3 protein-coding genes are annotated in these 21,050 nt (G+C 67.0%); 1 reads left to right on the top strand and 2 read right to left on the bottom strand.

The genetic code is table 11. The features are described from left to right. The first annotated feature begins 2 nt into the window (after positions 1–2). Entirely contained in the window at positions 3–953 is a 951-nt protein-coding gene (locus EV580_RS26200) for a metal-dependent hydrolase (protein ID WP_133694922.1), read from the top strand. On the opposite strand, the gene EV580_RS26195 is transcribed toward EV580_RS26200, so the two are convergent. Continuing rightward, a complete protein-coding gene (locus tag EV580_RS26195; protein ID WP_166654892.1) occupies positions 950–16,504 on the bottom strand; it encodes a non-ribosomal peptide synthetase in 15,555 nt (5,184 codons plus the stop codon). The two genes, EV580_RS26200 and EV580_RS26195, sit on opposite strands and share 4 nt — an antisense overlap. Next, positions 16,491–21,038: a non-ribosomal peptide synthetase gene (locus EV580_RS26190; RefSeq protein WP_133694921.1), complete on the bottom strand. Its 4,548-nt coding sequence runs from the start codon at positions 21,036–21,038 to the stop codon at positions 16,491–16,493. Before EV580_RS26190 ends, EV580_RS26195 begins: the two co-directional genes overlap by 14 nt. Positions 21,039–21,050: the final 12 nt, after the last annotated feature.

Below are 21,050 nucleotides of genomic sequence, written 5' to 3'. Positions count from 1 at the left end.
AGGTGACTGATCTACACGTGCGGAAGTTGCGATTCGGCTTCGCCGACTATCCCGTTCCGTTCAACTGGAATCCGTCCGATCCCGCCTTCTCCTGCGCGGCCAACTTGCTGTCGTTCCTGTTTCTCGCGGTGGAGAAGATGATCAGCGCGACGGTCCACGAGGTACTCCCCACGATCACCGACCAGGAAATCGCCGAGGAGGCTTTGGCATTCGTCCGTCAAGAGGGCCAGCACAGCATGGCGCACCGCCAGCATGCCAAGGGTCTGATCAAGGGCTATCCGGCGCTGGAAGAGACCCTTGACGAGATCATGGCCGCCTATGACGAGATGACCGCGAACACGTCGGTGAACTACCGATTGGCCTACATCGCCGATCTGGAGGCGACGTTCACACCGACGTTCACGATGATGCTCAACAACGCGGACACCTTGTTCGCGCCCGGCGACGACCGGGTGGCCTCGTTGTTCCTCTGGCATTTCGTCGAAGAAATGGAACATCGCAGTTCGGCGCTGATCATCTACAACGCCGTCGTCGGCGATCCGTGGTATCGGATGCGGATAGCTCCGTCGGTGTTCCAGCACGGCGGAGAGGTGATGGTCAAGGCCACCAGAAGCTTCAACAAGCACATTCCACTCGAAGAGCGCAAGGTCGACGCCACTTCGATGTTCGGCAGTCCGGGCTTGAAGGCGACTCTGTCCAATAGATTTCCGTTGCTTCAGAAGTATCGGCAATTCGATATCCCCAACTACGGGCCGATCCAGAAGTTCTATCCGCACATCCCGCTGCGCGAGCAGGCGGTCGCGGCGTTCGGGGTGATGCGCAGCCAGCTTCCCGGTCACAATCCCGCCAAGCAGAAACTCCCCCGCCTGGCCACTGAATGGCTTGCCCGCTATGAGGCAGGCTACGACGTCACCCGCTGGTACACCGCGGGAAACCAAGCCTCACAAGGCTAGTGCGCTGCGGCTCTGCTCATGTCCCGCACTGTGGGCGCCGCGAGGAAGTCAGGCAGCGTCACCGCCGCACCAACGGCCGCGTTGATCGCCGCGACGGCACGCATCGCCGACAGTGAATCTCCGCCCAGATCGAAGAACGAGTCGTCGACCCCGACGCGATCAACCCCCAGGATCTGGGAGTAGATGCCACACAGCGTGTGTTCGGTGTCGCCGTCGGGCGCGCTGTAGGCACTCCCGCCCGACGGTGCGGTAGCCCGAAGCGGCTGGCTGTCCCCCGTCGCGAGCGGGCGTCCCGGGTCGGCAACCATGTCGACGAGTGCCCGATCGAGATCGGCAACGATCCGCTGAATGCTGTCTTCGTCGAACACATCGGTGCGGTATTGGATCCGCAGGTCCAGCTCAGCGCCCGGTACCGCTTGGACCGTGAGCGGATAGTGGTAGTAGTCGCGGCTGGCGACGTCGGTTACCGACAGCCCGTCGGCTCCCGTCAGCAGTGAGGTGTCGGTCGGGTAGTTCTCGAACACGAATACGGTGTCGAAGAGCTTCGCCTGACCTGCGACATGGTGAATATCGTTGAGCCCCAGGTACTCGTACTCGAATGTGCGGCTCCGGCTGTCCCGCAATTGTCCGAGCAGGTCGGTGACGGTGCCGCCGGGCGCGACGGTGACCCGCATCGGCACCGTGTTGATCAGCAGGCCCACCATCGAATCCGCGCCCGCGACTTCATCGGGCCGGCCGGCTACCACGACGCCGAAGGCGATGTCGCGCTGACCGGTCATCGACATCAGGAGCTGCGTCCAGGCCGCCTGCAGGACGGTGCTGACCGTGGTCTGGTGAGTCCGGGCGAGCTCGTTCAGCGCCTGCGTGGTCTCTTCTGAAACCCGAAGCGAGGTAACGTTTCGCGGTCCGGCCCCCACGTTCGGCGGGCCAACCAGGGTCGGTGTGCTGAAGCCGGCCAACGCCTCCGCCCAGACGGAGCGAGCCGCGGGCACGTCCCGGTCGGCCAGCCAGCTGACGAACCTGCGATACGGCACGGGTGCAGGCAGCCGCTGTCCGTAGTAGCCGGCGAACACTTCCTGCAGAAGCACCGTCGTCGACCAGCCGTCGAGCAGGATGTGGTGGTTGGTCAGCACCAGCCGGTGCTCGTCCGGTGCCATGCGGATCAGGGCGGCCCGGAATGCTGTCTGCCCGGCCAGATCGCAGACCGCGACGCGTTCAGCGGCGCACAACCCGTCGATCTGCTCGTCGCGACCGGTCGCATCCCGGCTGAGATCGACGTACTGCCAGGGCACCACCGGATCGGCGGGGATCACCTGGATCGGCTCGTCGAACTGCGCGCTGAAGCACGCCAGCAGATTCGGATGGCGCTGCACCGCCGCCTGTACCGCCTCCTGCAGCCGGTACCGGTCGAGCCGCCCGTGCAGCGTGACGCTCATCTGCACGGCGTATACGTCGTCGCCGGACGCGTGAGAAACGTTGGCGTGGAACAGCAATCCCCGCTGCAGCGGAGTCAACGGGAGGACGTCGGCCACCTCGTGTTCGCGGCACAGCTCATCGATCTGTTCCTGGGTCAGCCGAGCGGGCGCGATGTCCGATGGCGTCAATCCGCCACCGCCGCCGTGCACGTGCGCGCAGATGCCGGCGAGAGCGTCGAACCACAGCTCCGACAGGCGAGCCACCTGCGCGTGATCCAGAGCAGACAGCGCCCAGGTCCAGCCGGCTCGAAGCCGCGGTCCGTCAAGCGTTTCCACGGTGCCGGCGTTGAGCTCGACGGTGTGCATCAGCGGCATCGGAACGGCCGCGGCGGCACCGGTCACCTTCCAGCCGTCCTCCCGGATCTCCCAGAAGTCGCCGGATGTCTGGCCGCCGGCACCACTCATCCGGCCCAGATAATTGAACCCGATCGTCGGGTCGGCACCGGCCAGGTCGACGTCGGCATTGAGGTAGCGCAACAGACCGTATGTCAGACCGTCCGGCAGCGCGCGCAGTTGTTCCTTGGCGTCCTTGATGACCGGCCCGAGGTCGGCGTCGCCGGCCAGCACCTGCCCCCAGTCCAAGCCGCCGACGGCGAGCGATATCGGGTACTTGGTGGTGAACCATCCGACGGTCCGCGACAGGTCGACGTCCGCGACTTCCTCCTGACGGCCGTGTCCCTCCGCATCGATCACCACGGGTGCGCCTGCGGTGCCGAGGAATTCGGTCAACGCCAGTCCGAACGCGATCAACAGGATGTCGTTGATACCGGCATGGAATGCCGCGGGCACCTCGCCGAGCAGCATCCTCGTGGCTTCGGGGTCCAGCTCCACCGACAGGCTGCCTGCGTTGGCGTAGGTATCCACGACGGGCTGGACCGCGGGCAGCGGTGCGGGAATCGCCGCGATCTCCCGCCAGCGCGCAGCGGTGCTCACCACGTCCGCGTCATACGCGTGGTCGGCCAGGATCGACGCCCATCGGGCGAACGACGTCCGCGCAGCGGGCAATTCCACCGGCTGCCCACCATGCAGCTGGGCCCACGCGAGGTTGAAGTCCTCCAACAGAATTCGCCACGAAACGCCGTCGACGGACAGGTGGTGCACGATCATCAGCAGCTGCCCGGTGGGGACCGCCCACAGCGCACTCACCATCGCGCCGGTCGCAGGGTTCAGCCTGGAGCGGGCCTTGGCGACCGTCTCGTCCGACAACACGTCCACGGTGTGCAGGCACATGCGCGCGTCCACGGATCCGGCCTCGGGTACGGTCAGCGACCAGCCACCCGCACCGTCGTCCTCGACGTGCATCCGCAACATCGCATGCCGGTCCAGCACGGCCTGGAGGACAACCAGCACGTCGTCCTCGGTGACCCCGACCGGAGCCTGGATCAAGACGGTCTGGTTGAACTGATCGACCGGCCCGTCAACGTCGTTGAGCCACTGGATGATCGGGGTCGCCTGCAGCTCGCCGATGCCCTCGTCGACCACATCGTCGTCGCCGTCGGTGAGGGTGGCAACTCTGGCGAGTCCGGCAACCGTCTGTTCGACGAAGATGTCGCGCGGCCGGCAGATCAGTCCGGCCGCCCGCGCCCGCGCGACCACCTGCATCGACAGGATGCTGTCGCCGCCGAGTTCGAAGAACGATTCGTCGACGCCAACCCGCTCCAGCCCGAGAACCTGAGCGTAGATGCCCGCGAGGATCTCCTCCACCGCGTCCGAGGGGGCGCGGTAGGAGTCGACGTCTTGATAGTCCGGTGCCGGAAGGGCTTTCGTGTCCAACTTGCCGTTGACCGTCAGGGGTAGCGCATCCATCGCCACCACCGCGGTGGGGACCATGTACGACGGCAGCCGGTCAGCCAGTACGGCGCGTGCGGCGACCGGATCCACATCGCCGGTGACGTACCCGACGAGACGCTTGTCGCCGGGACGGTCTTCGCGGGCGATCACCACCGCCTGGTCGACACCGTCCACATCGCTGAGTGCGGCCTGGATTTCGCCGAGTTCGATCCGGTACCCGCGGATCTTGACCTGCTCGTCGGAGCGACCCATATAGCGCAGCTCGCCGTCGGCGCCCCACGCCATCAGATCGCCGGTGCGATACATCCGGGCCCCCGGCTCGCCGAAGGGGCACGCCACGAACCGGATGGAAGACAACCCGGACCGGCCGATGTAACCGTCGGCCACGCCCGCACCGGCCACGTACAGCTCCCCGACGACACCGGTCGGAACCGGCCGCAACAGGGTGTCGAGGACGAAGAAGCCGAGGTGACCCAAGGGCACCCCGATGGGGCTGACGGCGCTGTCCGCATCCGCGGCGACGATCTCCCGGAACGAGGCGTGCACCGTCGTCTCCGTGATGCCGTACATGTTGAGCAGGCGCGGCGTGCCGGGAGGATGATTCGCCAGCCACGCCCGCATCTTCTGTGGCTCAAGGGCTTCCCCGCCGAACACGACGGCCTCGAGCTTCAGCTGTGAGCCCAGTTCGGGATTCGCCGCATCGGCGGTCTGCAAGGCATAGAACGCCGACGGGGTCTGGCTCAGGACACCGACCTGCTCGGTCACCAGCAAGGCGTGCAGATCCTCCGGCGAGCGCACCACCGCATCGGGGACCACGACCACGCGGCCGCCGTAGAGCAGCGCACCCCAGATCTCCCACACCGAGAAGTCGAATGCCAGTGAGTGGCATTGCGACCAGGCGAGGCCGGCCATGTCCATATCGGCGTCCAGGGTCTCCAGCAGGCGAATCACATTGCGGTGCGGAATCGCAACACCCTTGGGTGTTCCCGTGGTGCCGGACGTGTAGATGATGTAGGCGACGTCATCGGCCTGCGGCCCGGGCAGCACTGCACCGGTATCGACGGCGACGTCGACCAGGTCGTCGGCATCGATGACCGAAAGAGCATGTCCATCAAGCAATTCGGTCAATGCGGCGGTGGTGACCGCGGCGACGGGCTTCGCGTCGCCGAGGACGAACTGCCGGCGCTGTTCGGGCACCGACGGATCGATCGGCACATAGGTGGCGCCGGTCTTCACCACCGCCACCATGGCCACGATCGCCTCGGCCGACCGCGGCAGCAGCAGCGCCACCCGTTGGCCCGGTCCCGCACCGCGACTGGTCAATACGTGCGCCGCCCGGTCCGTCGCCTCGTCGAGCTCCCGATACGTCATCGACACGCCCTCGAAGGTGACCGCCATGGCGTCGGGGGTGAGCGCTGCCTGCCGGGCGAACATCGAGGCAATCGTGTCCGGGGTGCGCACCGGCTCGGCCAGTACCGCGCGGTTGCCGATCTGGTCCAGGCGGGCGTGCTCGGCCACATCGAGGACATCGAACGCCGACATCGGCGCAGCCGGGTCGGCGGTCATCACCGTCAGCACCCGCTGCAGCCGGTCGACGAGCGTGCCGATGCTGGCGGAATCGAAGACGTCAGTGCGGAATTCGACACCGCCACCGATCCCTGCGGGTTCGCCCGCTTCATTCCACCGTTCGGCCAGGTTGAAGGTGAGATCCATCCGGGCGGTCTTGGTATCCACCGCCATCGGTTCGACCTGCAAATCCCCCAGCGACAATCCGGCGGCGTCGCCCGCCTGCCAGCCGAAGTTCTGCCAGGCCAGTACCACCTGCACCAGCGGATGATGAGCCATGCTCCGGGTCGGCTTGAGCCGCTCCACCAGCACCTCGAACGGCACGTCTTGATGCTCGTAGGCAGACAGGCTGCGCCTGCGCACCTGGGCGAGCAGGTCAGCGAAGGTGGGATTCCCGGACAGGTCGACGCGCAGCACCAACGTGTTGACGAAGAACCCCACCAACTCGTCGAGCGCGGTATCACCACGCCCTGCGATCGGGAAACCAACCGCCACATCATTGTTCGCGGACAGGTTCGACAGCAGCACCGCCAGCGCGGTCTGCATCACCATGAAGGGGGTTGCGTTGTGCTCGCGTGCCACCTTGGCGACCTGCTGCTGCAGCTCGACGGGCCATTCGATATCCAGGCGCTCGCCGCGGTAGTCGGCGGCCAACGGGTAGGGCCGATCGGTGGGCAGTTGCAGCTGTTCGGGCATCCCGGCCAGCGCGTCTTCCCAGTAGGCCAGTTCCGCGGAGATACGGCTGTCGGCGTCGGCCAGGTCGCCGAGTCGAGATCGCTGCCAGAGTGTGTAGTCGACGTATTGCACGGCCAGACCGGCCCACCCGGGAGCCTCACCGGCCGCGCGGCTGGCGTACGCGACGCCGAGGTCACGTACCAGCGGTGCGATGGACCAGCCGTCGGCGGCGATGTGATGCACAACCGCCACCAGTACGTGCTCATCGCCTGCGATGCGGAAAAGCTTTGCCTGCATCGGGATTTCGGTGGCAAGATCAAACGTATACCGAGTTGCCGCGTCGATCGCGTCGGCCAACTCGGCGTCCGACCAGTTGGTGGCATCGATCACCGCCCAGCCGAAGTCCGCGACATCGGTGGGCACGACGAGCTGCTGTGGCACACCTTCGATCGCCGGGAACCGGGTACGGAGGCTTTCCTGGTGGTCCACCACATCGGCCAGCGCCGCACCCAGAGCGTCGGTGTCGAGCTGGCCTCGCAGCCGCAACGACACCGGCAGGTTGTAGATCGGTGACGGCCCCTGGAGCTGATCGACGATCCACAGCCGGTTCTGAGCGAAGGACAGCGGTACGACGTCTGGCCGCGGGCCGGCCACCAACGGCTCGGTACGGGTGTCGTCGCCGGAAACCCGCAGCGCCAGTTGCGCGACGGTGGGTGTCTCGAACAGCACGCGGACCGCGAGGCCGGAGCCCATGCTGTTGTTGACGGCCGCGACCAGGCGCATTGCCGACAACGAATCCCCACCGAGGTCGAAGAACGAGTCGTCCACACCCACCCGGTCGGTGCCCAGCACCTGAGCGAAGATGCCGGCCAGAATCTCCTCGGTGGGAGTGCTTGGGGCGCGGTAGTTTTCCGTGTCCTGGTAGTCGGGGGCCGGTAGCGCCCGCCGGTCCAGCTTGCCGCTGACTGTCAGCGGCAGCGCCGACAGTTCCAGCACGGCCGCCGGAACCATGTAGGCGGGCAGCTTTTCGGCGAGCGCTACCCGGATCTTGACCGGATCGGCCGTGCCGGTGAAGTAGCCCACCAGGCGCGGGTCGCCGGGGCGATCCTCGCGGGCGATCACCACCGCCTGGTCGACCCCGTCGAGGCCGGCCAGTACGGCCTGGATCTCGCCGGGCTCGATGCGGTATCCGCGGATCTTGACCTGCTCGTCGGCGCGCCCGAGGTATTGCAGCTGCCCGTCGGCACGCCACCGGACCAGGTCGCCGGTGCGGTACATCCGCGAGCCGGGCTCGCCGAACGGGCATGGCACGAAACGGGATGCGGTCAATCCGGTCCGGCCGATGTACCCGACGCCGACGCCACGGCCGGCCACGTACAGCTCGCCGACGACGCCCTCCGGCACCGGGCACAGCCGTTCGTCGAGGACGAACAGCGCGACGGTCGGGGGCGGAGCACCGATCGGTACCTCAGCCCCGACCGCCAGGGGCGCACTCATCGTCGCGTACACGGTCACCTCGGTGGGGCCGTAAGCGTTGATGACGACCCGGCCCGGTGCCCACTGCTCGACCACTTCGGGCGGGCAGGCCTCGCCGCCGAGCAGCAGCGCCACCGACTCCAGCCCCTCTGGGCGCAAAGCCGCTACCGCCGAAGGGGTTTGGGTGAGTACGTTGACGTGCTCGCTGACCAGCAGCGCGTGGAAATCCTCCGGCGAGCGGACCACCGGGTCCGGCACCACCAACAGCCGGCCGCCGCCGAGCAGCGCCGCCCAGATCTCCCACACCGAGAAATCGAAGGCATAGGAGTGGCATTGGGTCCACACCTGGTCGGCAGGCAGATCGGGATGCGCTGAGGCGGCCAGGTGTGCCAGGTTGCGATGAGACAGCGCAACACCTTTGGGGGTACCTGTCGTCCCCGACGTGTAGATCAGGTAGGCGATGTTGTCGGGAGATGGCACGGGCAGCGCGGTGCTGGGTTGGCGATCCGCGACGGGATCATCGATATCGATGACCGTCACATCATGACCGTGCAGCCGCGAGCGCAGCGTGGCCGTGGTGACCACGGCGACGGGTGTGGCATCGGCGAGCATGAACTCGATCCGCGCCTCCGGAAGCGCGGGATCGATCGCCAGGTACGCGGCGCCGACTTTGAGCGCGGCGAGCATGACCACGACAGCGCCTGCCGAGCGGTCCAGCAGCAGCGCCACGCAGTCGCCGGCCTTGACACCGCGGTCAGAAAGCAAGTGCGCGTAGCGGTTCGCCGAATCCTCGAGTTCAGAGTAGGTCATCGACACATCGGCGGACGTCAGCGCAATCGCCTGCGGGGCGCGACTGACCTGCGCGGCGAACAACTCCGGAACCGAGACAGCATCGGGTGCGGCCGCCGTCAGGACCGCACGGTTGCCCATCACATCGAGGCGCGCGTGCTCGGCGGAATCGAGCACATCGATCGATGACACCCGCGCAGACGGGTCGGCGATCATCGCGGCCAACACCCGTTCCAGGCGCCCGACCAGCGTTTCGATGGTCGCGGGATCGAAGACGTCGGTGCGGAACTCGGCCATGCCGTACAGGCCGGTGGGCTCGCCGGAATGGGTCCAGCGTTCGGTCAGTGAAAACGCGAGATCCACCCGCGCGGTGTGGGTGTCGAGCTGAAGTTGGCTGACCTGCAGGTCGCCCAATGCCAGCGCAATGTCTTCGCTGGTCTCCCCCGGCAGGTTCTGCCAGGCCAACATCACCTGGACCAGCGGGTGGTGGTTGAGCGATCGAGTCGGGTTGATCCGCTCGACGACGACCTCGAAGGGCACGTCCTGGTGTTCGTAGGCAGCCAGGCTACGCTTGCGCACCTGGGCCAGGAGGTCGGCGACGGTGGGGTCACCGCCGACATCGACACGCAACACCAGGGTGTTGACGAAGAATCCCACCAGCGCATCAAGGGCCGGGTCGGTGCGCCCGCCGATCGGGAATCCCACCGCCACATCGGAACTCGAGCTCAGTTTGCTCAGCAGCAGCGACAGTGCCGCCTGAACCAGCATGAAGCTCGTCGCGTTGTGCTCGCGGGCCACCGCGGCGATCCGCTGCTGCAGCTCGATCGGCCACTCCCAGCCGATCGTGGCGCCGCGCTGGTCGGCCACCGGCGGGTACGGCCGGTCGGAGGGCAATTGCAGTCGCTCCGGCATGCCTGCCAACGCGTCCTGCCAGTAGTCCAGTTGTGCGGCGATCAGGCTGTTGCCATCGTCCAGGTCGCCGAACTGCGCACGCTGCCAGAGTGTGTAATCGACGTATTGGACCGGCAATTCAGCCCATGCGGGCTCCATCCCCAAGGATCGGCAGACGTAGGCGACGCCCAGGTCATTCACCAGCGGAGCCATCGAGAGTCCGTCCGCGGCGATGTGATGGGCGACCGCCACCACCACGTGCTCGGCGTCGCTGACGCGAAATAGCCGCGCCTGCATGGGAATCTCCGCGGCCAGATCGAACGAGTGCAACGCCACCGCACTGACGGCTTCGTCCAATTGGGCTTGCGACCAGCCGGCCGCATTGATGACATCCCAGCCGAAGTCGGCACGCTCGGCGGGTACCACCAGCTGCTGCGGAATCCCGTCGGGTGCGGCGAACATGGTGCGCAGGCTTTCGTGGCGACCCACCACATCGGCCAGCGCCGCGCCCAGCGCCTCGGCATTGAGCGGTCCGACCAGTCGCAGGCCCACCGCCATGTTGTAGGTCGGCGACGGTCCCTGCAATTGGTCGAGGAACCACAACCGGTTCTGCGAGAACGACAGCGGAATCACCGCCGGACGCTCCATCGGGCCCAACGGCTTGAGCCGATCGTCATCACCGCCGATGCGTGGAGCCAGCTGAGCCACCGATGGTGCTTCGAACAGTGTCCGTACCGAAAGGTGGGTGTTCAGACCGGTATTGACCGCCGCGATCAAGCGCATCGCCGACAGCGAATCTCCACCGAGGTCGAAGAACGAGTCGTCCACCCCGACCCGGCTCAGACCGAGGATCCTCGCATAGATGCCGACCAGGATTTCCTCGACCGCGGTGGCCGGCGGGCGGTAGGAGTCGGTGCCCGCGAATTCCGGAGCGGGCAGGGCCCGGCGGTCCAGCTTGCCGTTGACCGTCAACGGCAAGGCGTCGATCACCATGATCGCCGCGGGAACCATGTAGTCCGGCAGACGTTCGGCCACTGCGGCTCGCGCGCCAACCGAATCGACCGAGCCGGTGACGTAGCCGACCAGACGCTTGTCGCCGGGGCGATCCTCGCGCGCGATCACGACCGCCTGCTGCACTCCGTCCACCTCGGCGAGCACAGCACGAACCTCGCCGAGTTCGATGCGATAGCCGCGAATCTTGACCTGCTCGTCAGCGCGGCCCACATAGCGCAGCTCACCGTCGCTGCCCCACCAGACCAGATCCCCGGTGCGATACATCCGGTCTCCTGGCGCGCCGAACGGACAGGCGACAAAGCGCGACGACGACAACCCCGGTCGCCGCCAATAGCCCAGACCAGCCTGCGGCCCAGCCACATACAGGTCACCGATCACACCGGCCGGCACCGGGCGCAACCACTGGTCGAGCACGAAGAACGCCAGGTCCGCCAGCGGGCCACCGACAGGACTGACATCGGAATCGGTGTCGCCGTTGACGATCTCCCGGAACGACGCGTGCACGGTGGTCTCGGTGGTGCCGTACAGGTTGAGCAGGCGTGGCGTCCCGGGGTGGCGGTCCAGCCACGTCCGAAGACGTTGTGGCTCAAGAGCTTCACCGGCGAAGATCACCGCATGCAGCTTCAGCTGGCGCGCGAGGTCGGGCTGCATCGCGTCGGCGGTCTGCAGCGCATAGAACGCCGACGGCGTCTGGGACAGGATGGTGACCTGTTCAGCGGCAAGCAGCGCGTGGAACTCCTCCGGTGCGCGAGCCACGGACTCGGGGACCACCACCAACCGCCCGCCATAGAGCAGTGCGCCCCACATCTCGCAGACCGAGACGTCGAAGGCCAACGAATGCCACAGCGACCAGACTTGTTCCGCCATATCGATGTTGACATCCATGGCGGCCAGCAACTGGGTCACGTTCTGGTGGGTGATCGCAACACCCTTGGGAACACCAGTGGTGCCCGAGGTGTAGATCAGGTACGCGATGTCATCGACTGCGGGCCCGCGTAGTGCCGTACTGGGTTGGCTTGCGATCGCGGGATCGTTCGGGTCGATGATGTGGATGTCTTGACCGACCAGCCGCGGCGCCAATTCGGGATTGGTGATCGCGGCGACCGGCGCGGCATCGCCGAGCACCAGCTGCATACGGGCAGCCGGAGCGGCCGGGTCGATCGGCACGTAGGCTGCCCCGGTCTTGAGCACCGCCAGAATCGACACGATCGCATCCGCCGACCGCGGCAACAGCAGCGCCACCCGCTGTCCCGGCCCGATCCCGTTGCCGGCCAACAGATGCGCGAACCGATTCGTGGCCTCGTCCAGCTCACGATAGGTCCAGGTGCGCTCCCCCCAGGTGAGCGCGCCCGCATCGGGAGCGCGCGTCACCTGGGCCGCGAACAAGTCGGGAATCGAGAACGACGCGGGCGCCGGCTGGGTCAACACCGCCCGGTTACTCCACTGATCCACGTCGGCCAGCTCGGTGTCGGCCAGCACGTCAATCGTGGACAGCGGACGTGACGGTTCGGCGATCATGGCCGCCAGCACACGCTTGAGCCGTTCGATCAGTGATTGCACGTCCGTTGCGTCGAACAGGTCGGTGTCGTACTCGACGCGCAGAGTCAGCTCATCGCCCGGCAGGGCCTGCATTGCGATGGGGTAGTGGTTGTACTCGCGGTGCGCGAAGTTCGTGACGGCCAAGCCGTCGGCGCCCGACAGCTTGGCGGCATCGATCGGGTAGTTCTCGTACACGAAGAACGTGTCGAACAAATGGTCCTGGCCCGCGATCCGATGGATTTCGCTGAGCGCCAGGTGCTGATGGTCGAGCGTGTACGCGTAGTCGTTCTGCAGCTGATCGAGCAGTTCCGTGGTCGTGGTCGTGGTCGTGATCCTGACCCGCACCGGCACGGTGTTGATCAACAGGCCGACCATCGAGTCCGACCCCAACACTTCGTCGGGGCGGCCCGACACCGTCGTCCCGAAGGCCACGTCCGGCTGCCCGGTCATGGCCATCAACACCCGTGCATAGGCGCCCTGCAATACCGTGCTGATCGTGGTGTGACTGGTGCGCGCCAATTCGCCAAGGGCTCTGGTCATCTGCTGGGAGAGAAGAGATGACGCGACATCGCGACGTCCCAGACTCGCCCGGCCGGCCGCGCCCACCAAAGTCGGCGTCTCGAATCCGGACAGCACCCGCCCCCACGCGGCACGCGCGGCATCGAGATCGCGTCCGCCCAGCCAGCTGACGAACCGCCGATACGGTGCGGCGGGGCGCAGCCGTTGCCCGTAGTAGCTCGCGAATACCTCGCCCAGCAGGATCGGCAGCGACCACCCGTCGAGCACGATGTGATGGTTGGTCAAGACAAACCGATATTGATCGGGAGCGGTTCGAATCAACGTCGCCCGAAACGCCGGCTCATTGGCCAACTCGCACACCGCGATACGTTCGGCCGCACACACCTGGGCGATCTGCGCCTCGACATCGCCGTCTGCGGCGTCGAGTTCGAAGTACTGCCACGGCACCGCCGGATCGGCCGGGATGACCTGAACCGGCTCGGCGAACCGTTGCGAGAACCGAGCCGCCACATTGGGGTGGCGGGCAACGACCGCCTGCACCGCAGCGTGCAGCTTCTCCTGATCCAGTGGACCACTCAAACTCACATAAAGCTGGACCGCGTACACATCGTCGCCGCCCAAGCCCGCACTGGCGTGGAACAGCAGCCCCTGCTGCAACGGGGTCAGCGGCAAGACGTCTGCGATGCGCATGGGCCCACTGGAGCCCGTCGAGCTGCTCTTGGCCACGGGCACCGGCGCCGGCGCTTGGGCGACCGCAGGCTGGGGCACGGCTTCGTCCCCACTGATCAACACTGCCAGCTGGGCGACCGTGGGCGCCTCGAAGATCGCCCGCACCGAAAGCCGGGTATTCAGAGCGGTATTGACCGCAGCGATCAGGCGCATCGCCGATAGCGAATCCCCGCCGAGATTGAAGAACGAGTCGTCGACGCCGACGCGCTTCACACCCAGCACGCTGACGTAGATGCCGGCCAGCACCTCCTCGACCTCGGTGGCCGGGGCACGGTACTGGCCGGCGTCGGAGAACTCGGGTGCCGGCAGAGCGCGGCGGTCGAGCTTGCCGTTGACCGTCAAGGGCAAAGCGTCGATCACAACGATCGCGGCGGGAACCATGTACTCCGGCAACCGTTCCGCGATCGCCGCACGCAAGGCGAGCGGGTCGAGGTCATCCGCAAGGCGCGTGACGTAACCGACCAGGCGCTTCTCGCCGGGACGATCCTCGCGGGCGATCACCACCGCCTGGTCGACTCCGTCCAGTCCGGCCAGCACCGCGCGAACTTCGCCGAGTTCGATGCGGTAGCCGCGGATCTTGACCTGCTCGTCCGCGCGACCGACGTACCGCAGCTGCCCGTCCGGACCCCACCACGCCAAGTCACCGGTGCGGTACATGCGGGCTCCGGTGCCGCCGAATGGGCATGGCACAAAACGTGATCCGGTCAACCCGGCGCGGTCCGTATATCCGATGCCAACGCCCTGGCCGGCTACGTACAGCTCACCGACCACTCCGGGTGGCACCGGACGCAGCCAGCTGTCGAGTACGAACAACGCCGCCCCGGCGATGGGCGGCCCGATCGGGACCGCTCCGGATCCCGCGGTCAGCGGAGCACTCAGCGCCACGTCGACGGTCGTCTCGGTGGGACCGTACGCGTTGATCATGACCCGGCCCGGCGCCCACTGATCCATCAGCTCGGTCGGGCAGGGCTCGGCGCCGATGATCAGCGCCACCGACTCGAGGACTGTCGGCGACAGCATCCCGACTTCGGACGGGGTGGTGCTGAACACCGTCACCCGTTCGGCGACCAGCACGGCCTGCAGATCTTCGGGGGCGCGGGCCACCGACTCGGGCACCACGACCAACCGTCCGCCACCCAGCAGCGCGCCGAAGATCTCCTGGACCGAGACATCGAAGCCGTAGGACCGGCATTGCGACCAAACCCGCTCCGGCGGAAGGGGTGTCGCATGCAGTGACGCCACCAGCTGAGCCACGTTCCGGTGGGCGATGGCGACGCCCTTGGGGACGCCGGTGGTACCCGAGGTGTAGATCAAGTACGCGATGTCGTCGGGAGCCGGACCGGGCAGCGGACTGCTCGACTGAACGAGCACCGCGGGGTCATGCACATCGATGATGCGCAGATTCTGTCCGGCCAGCCGCGGCGCGAGTTCGGGGTTGGTGATCGCGGCCGCGGGCGCGGCATCGGCCAACACCAGTTGCATACGCGCCGACGGTGCGGCCGGGTCGATCGGCACGTACGCCGCCCCGGCCTTGAGCACAGCCAGAATCGACACGATCGCATCCGCCGACCGAGGCAACAGCAGCGCCACCCGCTCACCCGGACCAATCCCTGTGTCCGCCAACAGGTGTGCAAACCGGTTGGCGGCCTCGTCCAGCTCGCGATAGGTCATCGAGCAACCGTCGAAACTCAGCGCGGTCGCCTCCGGGTGACGCGCCACCTGCGCCGCGAACAACGCCGGTATCGACAGTGACGTCCCCGCCGAATCGGCCAGCACAGCGCGGTTGCTCCACTGATCCAGCGTGGCGTGCTCGTCGACGGCGAGCAGATCCATCGACGACAACGGCGACGACGGATCCGCGATCATGGCGGCCACGACCCGGTTGAGCCGGCCGATCAGAGCGTCGACCCCTGCGGCATCGAAGACGCCGGTGTCGTACTCGACCCGCAAGGTCAGCTCATCACCCGGAATGGCTTGAACCGACAGCGGATAGTGGTTGTACTCATGGTGGGCGAAGTTCGTGACGGCCAAGCCGTCGGTACCCGACAACGTAGCGGCGTCGATCGGATAGTTCTCGTAGACGAAGAACGTGTCGAACAGGTGGTCCTGTCCGGTCAGACGATGAATCTCGTTGAGCGCCAAGTGCTGATGGTCAAGTGTCTGGGCATGCTCGTTCTGCAGCTGGTCGAGCAGATCGGCGGTCGTCGTCGACGCTCCGATACTCGCCCGAACCACAACGGTGTTGATCAGCAGCCCCACCATCGAGTCCGCGCCCAGCACCTCGTCGGGCCGCCCAGAAACCGTGGTACCGAACGCGATATCGCGTTGTCCGGTCAGCGACATCAGGACTCGCGCGTACGCGCCCTGCAGCACGGTGCTGACCGTGGTGTGGCACGACCGGGCCAACTCACCCAACGCCCGGGTGGTGTCCGACGACATCTGGAACGACGCGACGGCGCGCCCGCCTGGGACATGCCCCGCGGGGCCGACCAACGTCGGAGTGTCGAACCCGGCCAGCACCTCACCCCACGCCGCGCGCGCGGCATCGAGATCACGGCCCGTGAGCCAGGTGACGAACCGCCGGTACGGCGGGGCCGGCGGGAGGCGCTGCCCGTAGTACGTGGCGAACACCTCGCCCAGCAGGATCGGCAGCGACCAACCATCGAGCACGATGTGGTGATTGGTCAACACAAAGCGGTACTCGTCGGCCCCGGTTTTGATCAGCAGCGCCCGGAATGCCGGCTCATTGGCCAACTCGCACACCGCGATACGCTCGGCCGCGCACACCTGTGCGATCCGCTCCTCGGCATCGTCTCCGTCGAGCTCGAGGTACTGCCACGGCACCGACGGCTCAGCGAGGAGGATCTGTACCGGCTCGGCGTACTGCTGTGAGAACCGCGCCGCGAGGTTGGGATGCCTGCCGACCACCGCTTGCACCGCATCGCGCAGTCTGTCCTGATCCAGCGGACCAGCCAAACTCACGTACAGCTGAACCGCGTATACGTCATCGCCACCCAGCGCCGCGCTGGCGTGAAACAACAACCCCTGCTGCAGCGGAGTCAGCGGCAGAACATCAGCTATCCGCATACTGCCGCTGAAGCTCGTCGATCTGCTCCTGGGTGAGGCTGGCCGCGATATCGGACGGTGTCAGCCCGCCGCCGCCGCCCTGCACATGCGCGCAGATTCCGGCCAGGGCCTCAAACCACAACTGGCTCAACCGATTGACCTGCGCCTGGTTGAGCGCCGAAGGCGCCCACGTCCAGGCCGCGGACAGACACGGCCCCGCGTCGGTGTCCACCGTGCCGGCATTGAGTTCCAAGGTGTGCATCAGCGGGATGGCCGGCTTCACGTTCGGGCTGATGTTCGCCAAACCGTCCCAGCAGATCTGCCAGGTGTCACCGGACGTTTCGGCCGACGTCGCACCCTGGCGCCCCAGATAGTTGAACCCGATCACCGGATCGGACCCGTCCAGGTCGACCTCGGCGTTCAGGTAGCGCAGAGCGCCGTAGTTCAGCCCCTCCGGCAGGCTGCGAAGCTGCTCCTTGGCGGCCTTGACCACCGCGCCCAGCCTCGCGTCACCGGCCACCACCTGCGCCCAGCTCAGTCCGCCCACGTCGAGGGCCACCGGATATTTGGCGGTGAACCAGCCGACCGTGCGGGACAGATCGACCTGTTCGGCCGGTGCGGCCACCAGCTCGTCGTCGCGCCCATGACCCTCGACATCGATTGCGATCGGCGTCCCGCCGGTGCCCAGAAACTCCGTTGCCGCCAAGGCGAAGGCGATCAGCATGATCTCGTGCACGCCGGCGTGGAACGCCGCGGGCACCTCCCCGAGCAGAGTCTGAGTGGTCTCGATATCGAGAACCGCCGCGAGGTTCCCCGCGGTCACCAAGGTGTCCGCGAAGGGATCCACCTCAGGCAAAGCGGACGGCGTCGCGGCGATCTGCCGCCACACATCGGCCTCCGCCACGACATCGGTTCGGTGTGCGTGCTCGTCGAGCAACGACGCCCACCGCGCGAATGACGTCCCCGGCTCGGGCAGCAGCACCGGCTCACCGGCCCGATGCTGAGCCCACGCGAAGTTGAGGTCCTCCAACAGGATTCGCCACGAAACCCCGTCGATCGCGAGGTGGTGGATGATCGCCACCAACCGCCTCGTCGAGGTCACCCACACCGCGCTCAGCATGACCCCGGCGGACGGGTTCAACTGCGTCCCGGCATGGAGCACAGCGTCGTCGGTGAGTTCGTCGACGGTGTGCAGGCGCGATCGGGCATCCACCGAACCGGCCTCGGGCACCTCCAGCGACCAGCGGCCGTCATCGTCGCGATCGACGCGCAGCCGCAGCATGGCGTGCCGATCCAGCAGGAGCTGCAGCATGTCCAGGACATCGGCCTCGGTGGTGCCCACCGGCGCCTGCACCACCACGGTCTGATTGAAGTGCGCAACCGGGCTGCCGGCGGCTTCCAGGCTCTCGAGCCAGCGAATGATCGGGGTGGCGATCACCGGACCTGAGCCGTCTGCGGCCATGTCACTGTCCGCGTCGAGCACCTTGGCCACCTGGGCCAGCCGTGCCACCGTCTGCTCGACGAAAACGTCACGCGGACGGCACAATACGCCCGCGGCCCGCGCCCGGGCGACCACCTGCATCGACAGGATGCTGTCGCCGCCCAGCTCGAAGAACGACTCGTCGACGCCGACTCGCTCGAGCCCGAGGACCTGAGCGTAGATCCCGGCCAGGATCTCCTCGACCGCATCGGCGGGGGCGCGATAGGACTCGGCATCCTGATAGTCCGGTGCCGGCAGCGCCTTGGTGTCGAGCTTGCCGTTGACCGTCAACGGGAGTGCGTCGATCGCGACGACGGCGGTGGGCACCATGTAGACCGGCAGCCGATCGGCAACGGCCGCACGCGCGGTCACCGGGTCGGCGGACCCGGTGATGTAGGCCACCAGGCGCTTGTCGCCGGCGCGGTCCTCGCGGGCGATCACGACCGCCTGCTCGACGCCGTCCAATTCGCTGAACGCAGCCTGGATCTCGCCGAGCTCGATGCGGTAGCCGCGGATCTTGACCTGCTCGTCGGCACGTCCCATGTACTCGAGCTCGCCGTCGGCGTTCCAGCGCACCAGGTCGCCGGTGCGGTACATCCGCGCGCCGGGCGCCCCGAACGGGCAGGCCACAAACCGCGTTCCCGACAACCCGGCCCGGCCCACGTAGCCGTACGCCAGGCCCGAGCCGGCGACGTACAGTTCACCGACCACACCCGCGGGCACCGGCTGCAACCAGCCGTCGAGAACAAAGAATCCCAGGTTGGCCAGCGGACGCCCGATCGGGCTGACGGCGTTGTCAGCGTCGGACTCGACAACCTCCCGGAACGACGCATGCACGGTCGTCTCGGTGATGCCGTACATGTTGATCATCCGAGGCGAACCCGGATGGCTCTGCAACCAGGTCCGAAGACGGTGTGGCTCAAGGGCTTCGCCACCGAACACCACGGCTTTGAGCGCGAGCTGCTGCTCGGCGGGTGCATCGACGCTCTGCAGCGCGTAGAACGCGGTCGGGGTCTGGCTCAGCACGTCGACCTGTTCGGCCGCCAGTAATGCGTAGAAATCCTCCGCCGAGCGCACGACCGCGTCGGGCACCACCACACACCGGCCGCCGTAGAGCAGCGGTCCCCAGATCTCCCACACCGAGTAGTCGAACGCCAGGGAATGACACTGCGTCCAAACCTGCTCCGCCAGTTCCATATCGGTGGCCAGCGCCGACAACAGGCGGGTGACGTTCTGATGCGGAATGGCCACGCCCTTGGGCGTCCCCGTGGTGCCCGAGGTGTAAATGATGTACGCGATATCGTCGGGCGCCGGCCCCGGCAATGCTGTGCTCGGCTGGGCGTCGACGGCCGCATCGTCGAAATCGAGGACCAGCAGGTCCCGTCCGTCGAGACGAGGACGAAGCTCGGCGGTGGTGATCGCGGCGACGGGTGCGGAGTCGTCGAGCACGAACTGCATCCGCGCCTCCGGCACGGACGGATCGACCGCGACGTAGGTCGCCCCGGTCTTCAGTACCGCCAGGATCGCCACGATCGCCTCGTCCGATCGCGGCATCAGCAGCGCGACGCGCCGGCCGGGGCCCGCGCCGTGACCCACGAGCAGGTGGGCCAGCCGGTTCGTCGCCTCGTCGAGGCGGCGATACGTCCACGACCGCTCGCCGTAGCTGAGCGCCACCGCATCCGGGACGCGCGCAGCCTGCTCGGCGAACAGCGTGGGGATCGAAACCGCCGCGCTCATCGGCTCCGCGAGCACCGCGCGATTGCCCCACGCGCCCAGTCGATCCCGCTCGGCGGCGTCGAGTACGTCGATCGACGACAGCGGCCGCGCGGGGTCGGCGGTCATCGCGGCCAACACATCGAGCAGACGCCTGGTCACCTCGGCGGCGTCGCTGCCCGCGAAAAGGTGCCCGGCACCCAGTGTGCTCAGGGAGAGGTCGTCACCGAGCCCGGAGAAGGTGAAACCGGTGCTGCCGCCCAGACCGGAGTTCGTCATATTCGCTTCGGCAGGCGCGCCGCCGAAGTCCAGGGTGAAGGCGGCCGGGAAGAAGTTGATGACCACCCGGTTGGCTGTCTGGGTGCCGCGCTCGAGCGCGTGCACCGGGAATCGTTGGTGCGCCACGGCTTCGGAGATCTGGGTGTCGACGTGCGTGCAGAAATCGCGTACCGAGCTCTCCGCCGGGGTACGTAGCACCAGCGGCACCAACCCGGCCGCCTGCCCGGGCAGCGTCTTCAGCTCGGGGCGGACCCGCCTGCTGACGGGGAAGTCGAACACCACCTCCGAGCCCTCGGCGCAGCGCCCGCGCACCAGGAGTGCGCTCGCCGCCGCGACGATCGAGGTGCGCGGGATGTTCCATTCGTGGGCCAGTTCGCCGACTCGCCGCAGCACTGCCGGATCGAGCGGAACCGGGGCCGACCGCCAGCCCCCGTCGTCGGAGTCGTCCAACAGCGGGTTGTCCGGTCCGCTGCCGGACGGAAGGTGTGCGGCCCAATAGGCCTGGTCGTCCGAATAGTCGCTGGACGCTTCGTATTCCGATTCGCATTCCAGCAATTCGCGCAATGAACCAAAGAATGCGGGCGGAATGAGATCGCCCGCAATGGTGGCGGAGTAGAGCGATGCGACGCGATTGACGAGCAGCCAAATTCCCGCGCCATCGATGACGATGTGGTGAAAACAGCCGAATACATAGAATTCGGCGGGCCCGGTCTCGAATAGTGCGTACTTGAAGAGCGGACCCGTGAACGGCATCGGCGTGCGCTGGATCGACAACGCCATTTCGTGCACGTCGCGGGCCGGATCGTCCGAGCCGGAGAGATCGTAGAAATCGAGCTCGATTTCCGGGTAGTCGATCACGCGCTGGAAGACCTGGCCGTCCTCCTCGAAGAACGCGGCCCGCACGGGTTCGGCCTCGCGCATCGCGCGTTGCAGCGCCCACTCGAAGGCGTCGCGTTCCAGCATGCCCTCGACCTTCAGCAGCATGCCGATCTGCCAGTCGGTACCGGGCTGACCCGTCTCCTGTGCCAGCCAGATGTCCAGCTGCGCTCGCGTCAGCGGTAGCGCATCCTCGTTGAACTCCATCAAGACTCCCAG

This window comes from Mycobacterium sp. BK086, assembly GCA_004362315.1.
Taxonomy (GTDB): domain Bacteria; phylum Actinomycetota; class Actinomycetes; order Mycobacteriales; family Mycobacteriaceae; genus Mycobacterium.
The sequence above is the reverse complement of the archived record's forward strand: the minus strand, read 5'-3'. Positions and strand labels throughout refer to the sequence as shown.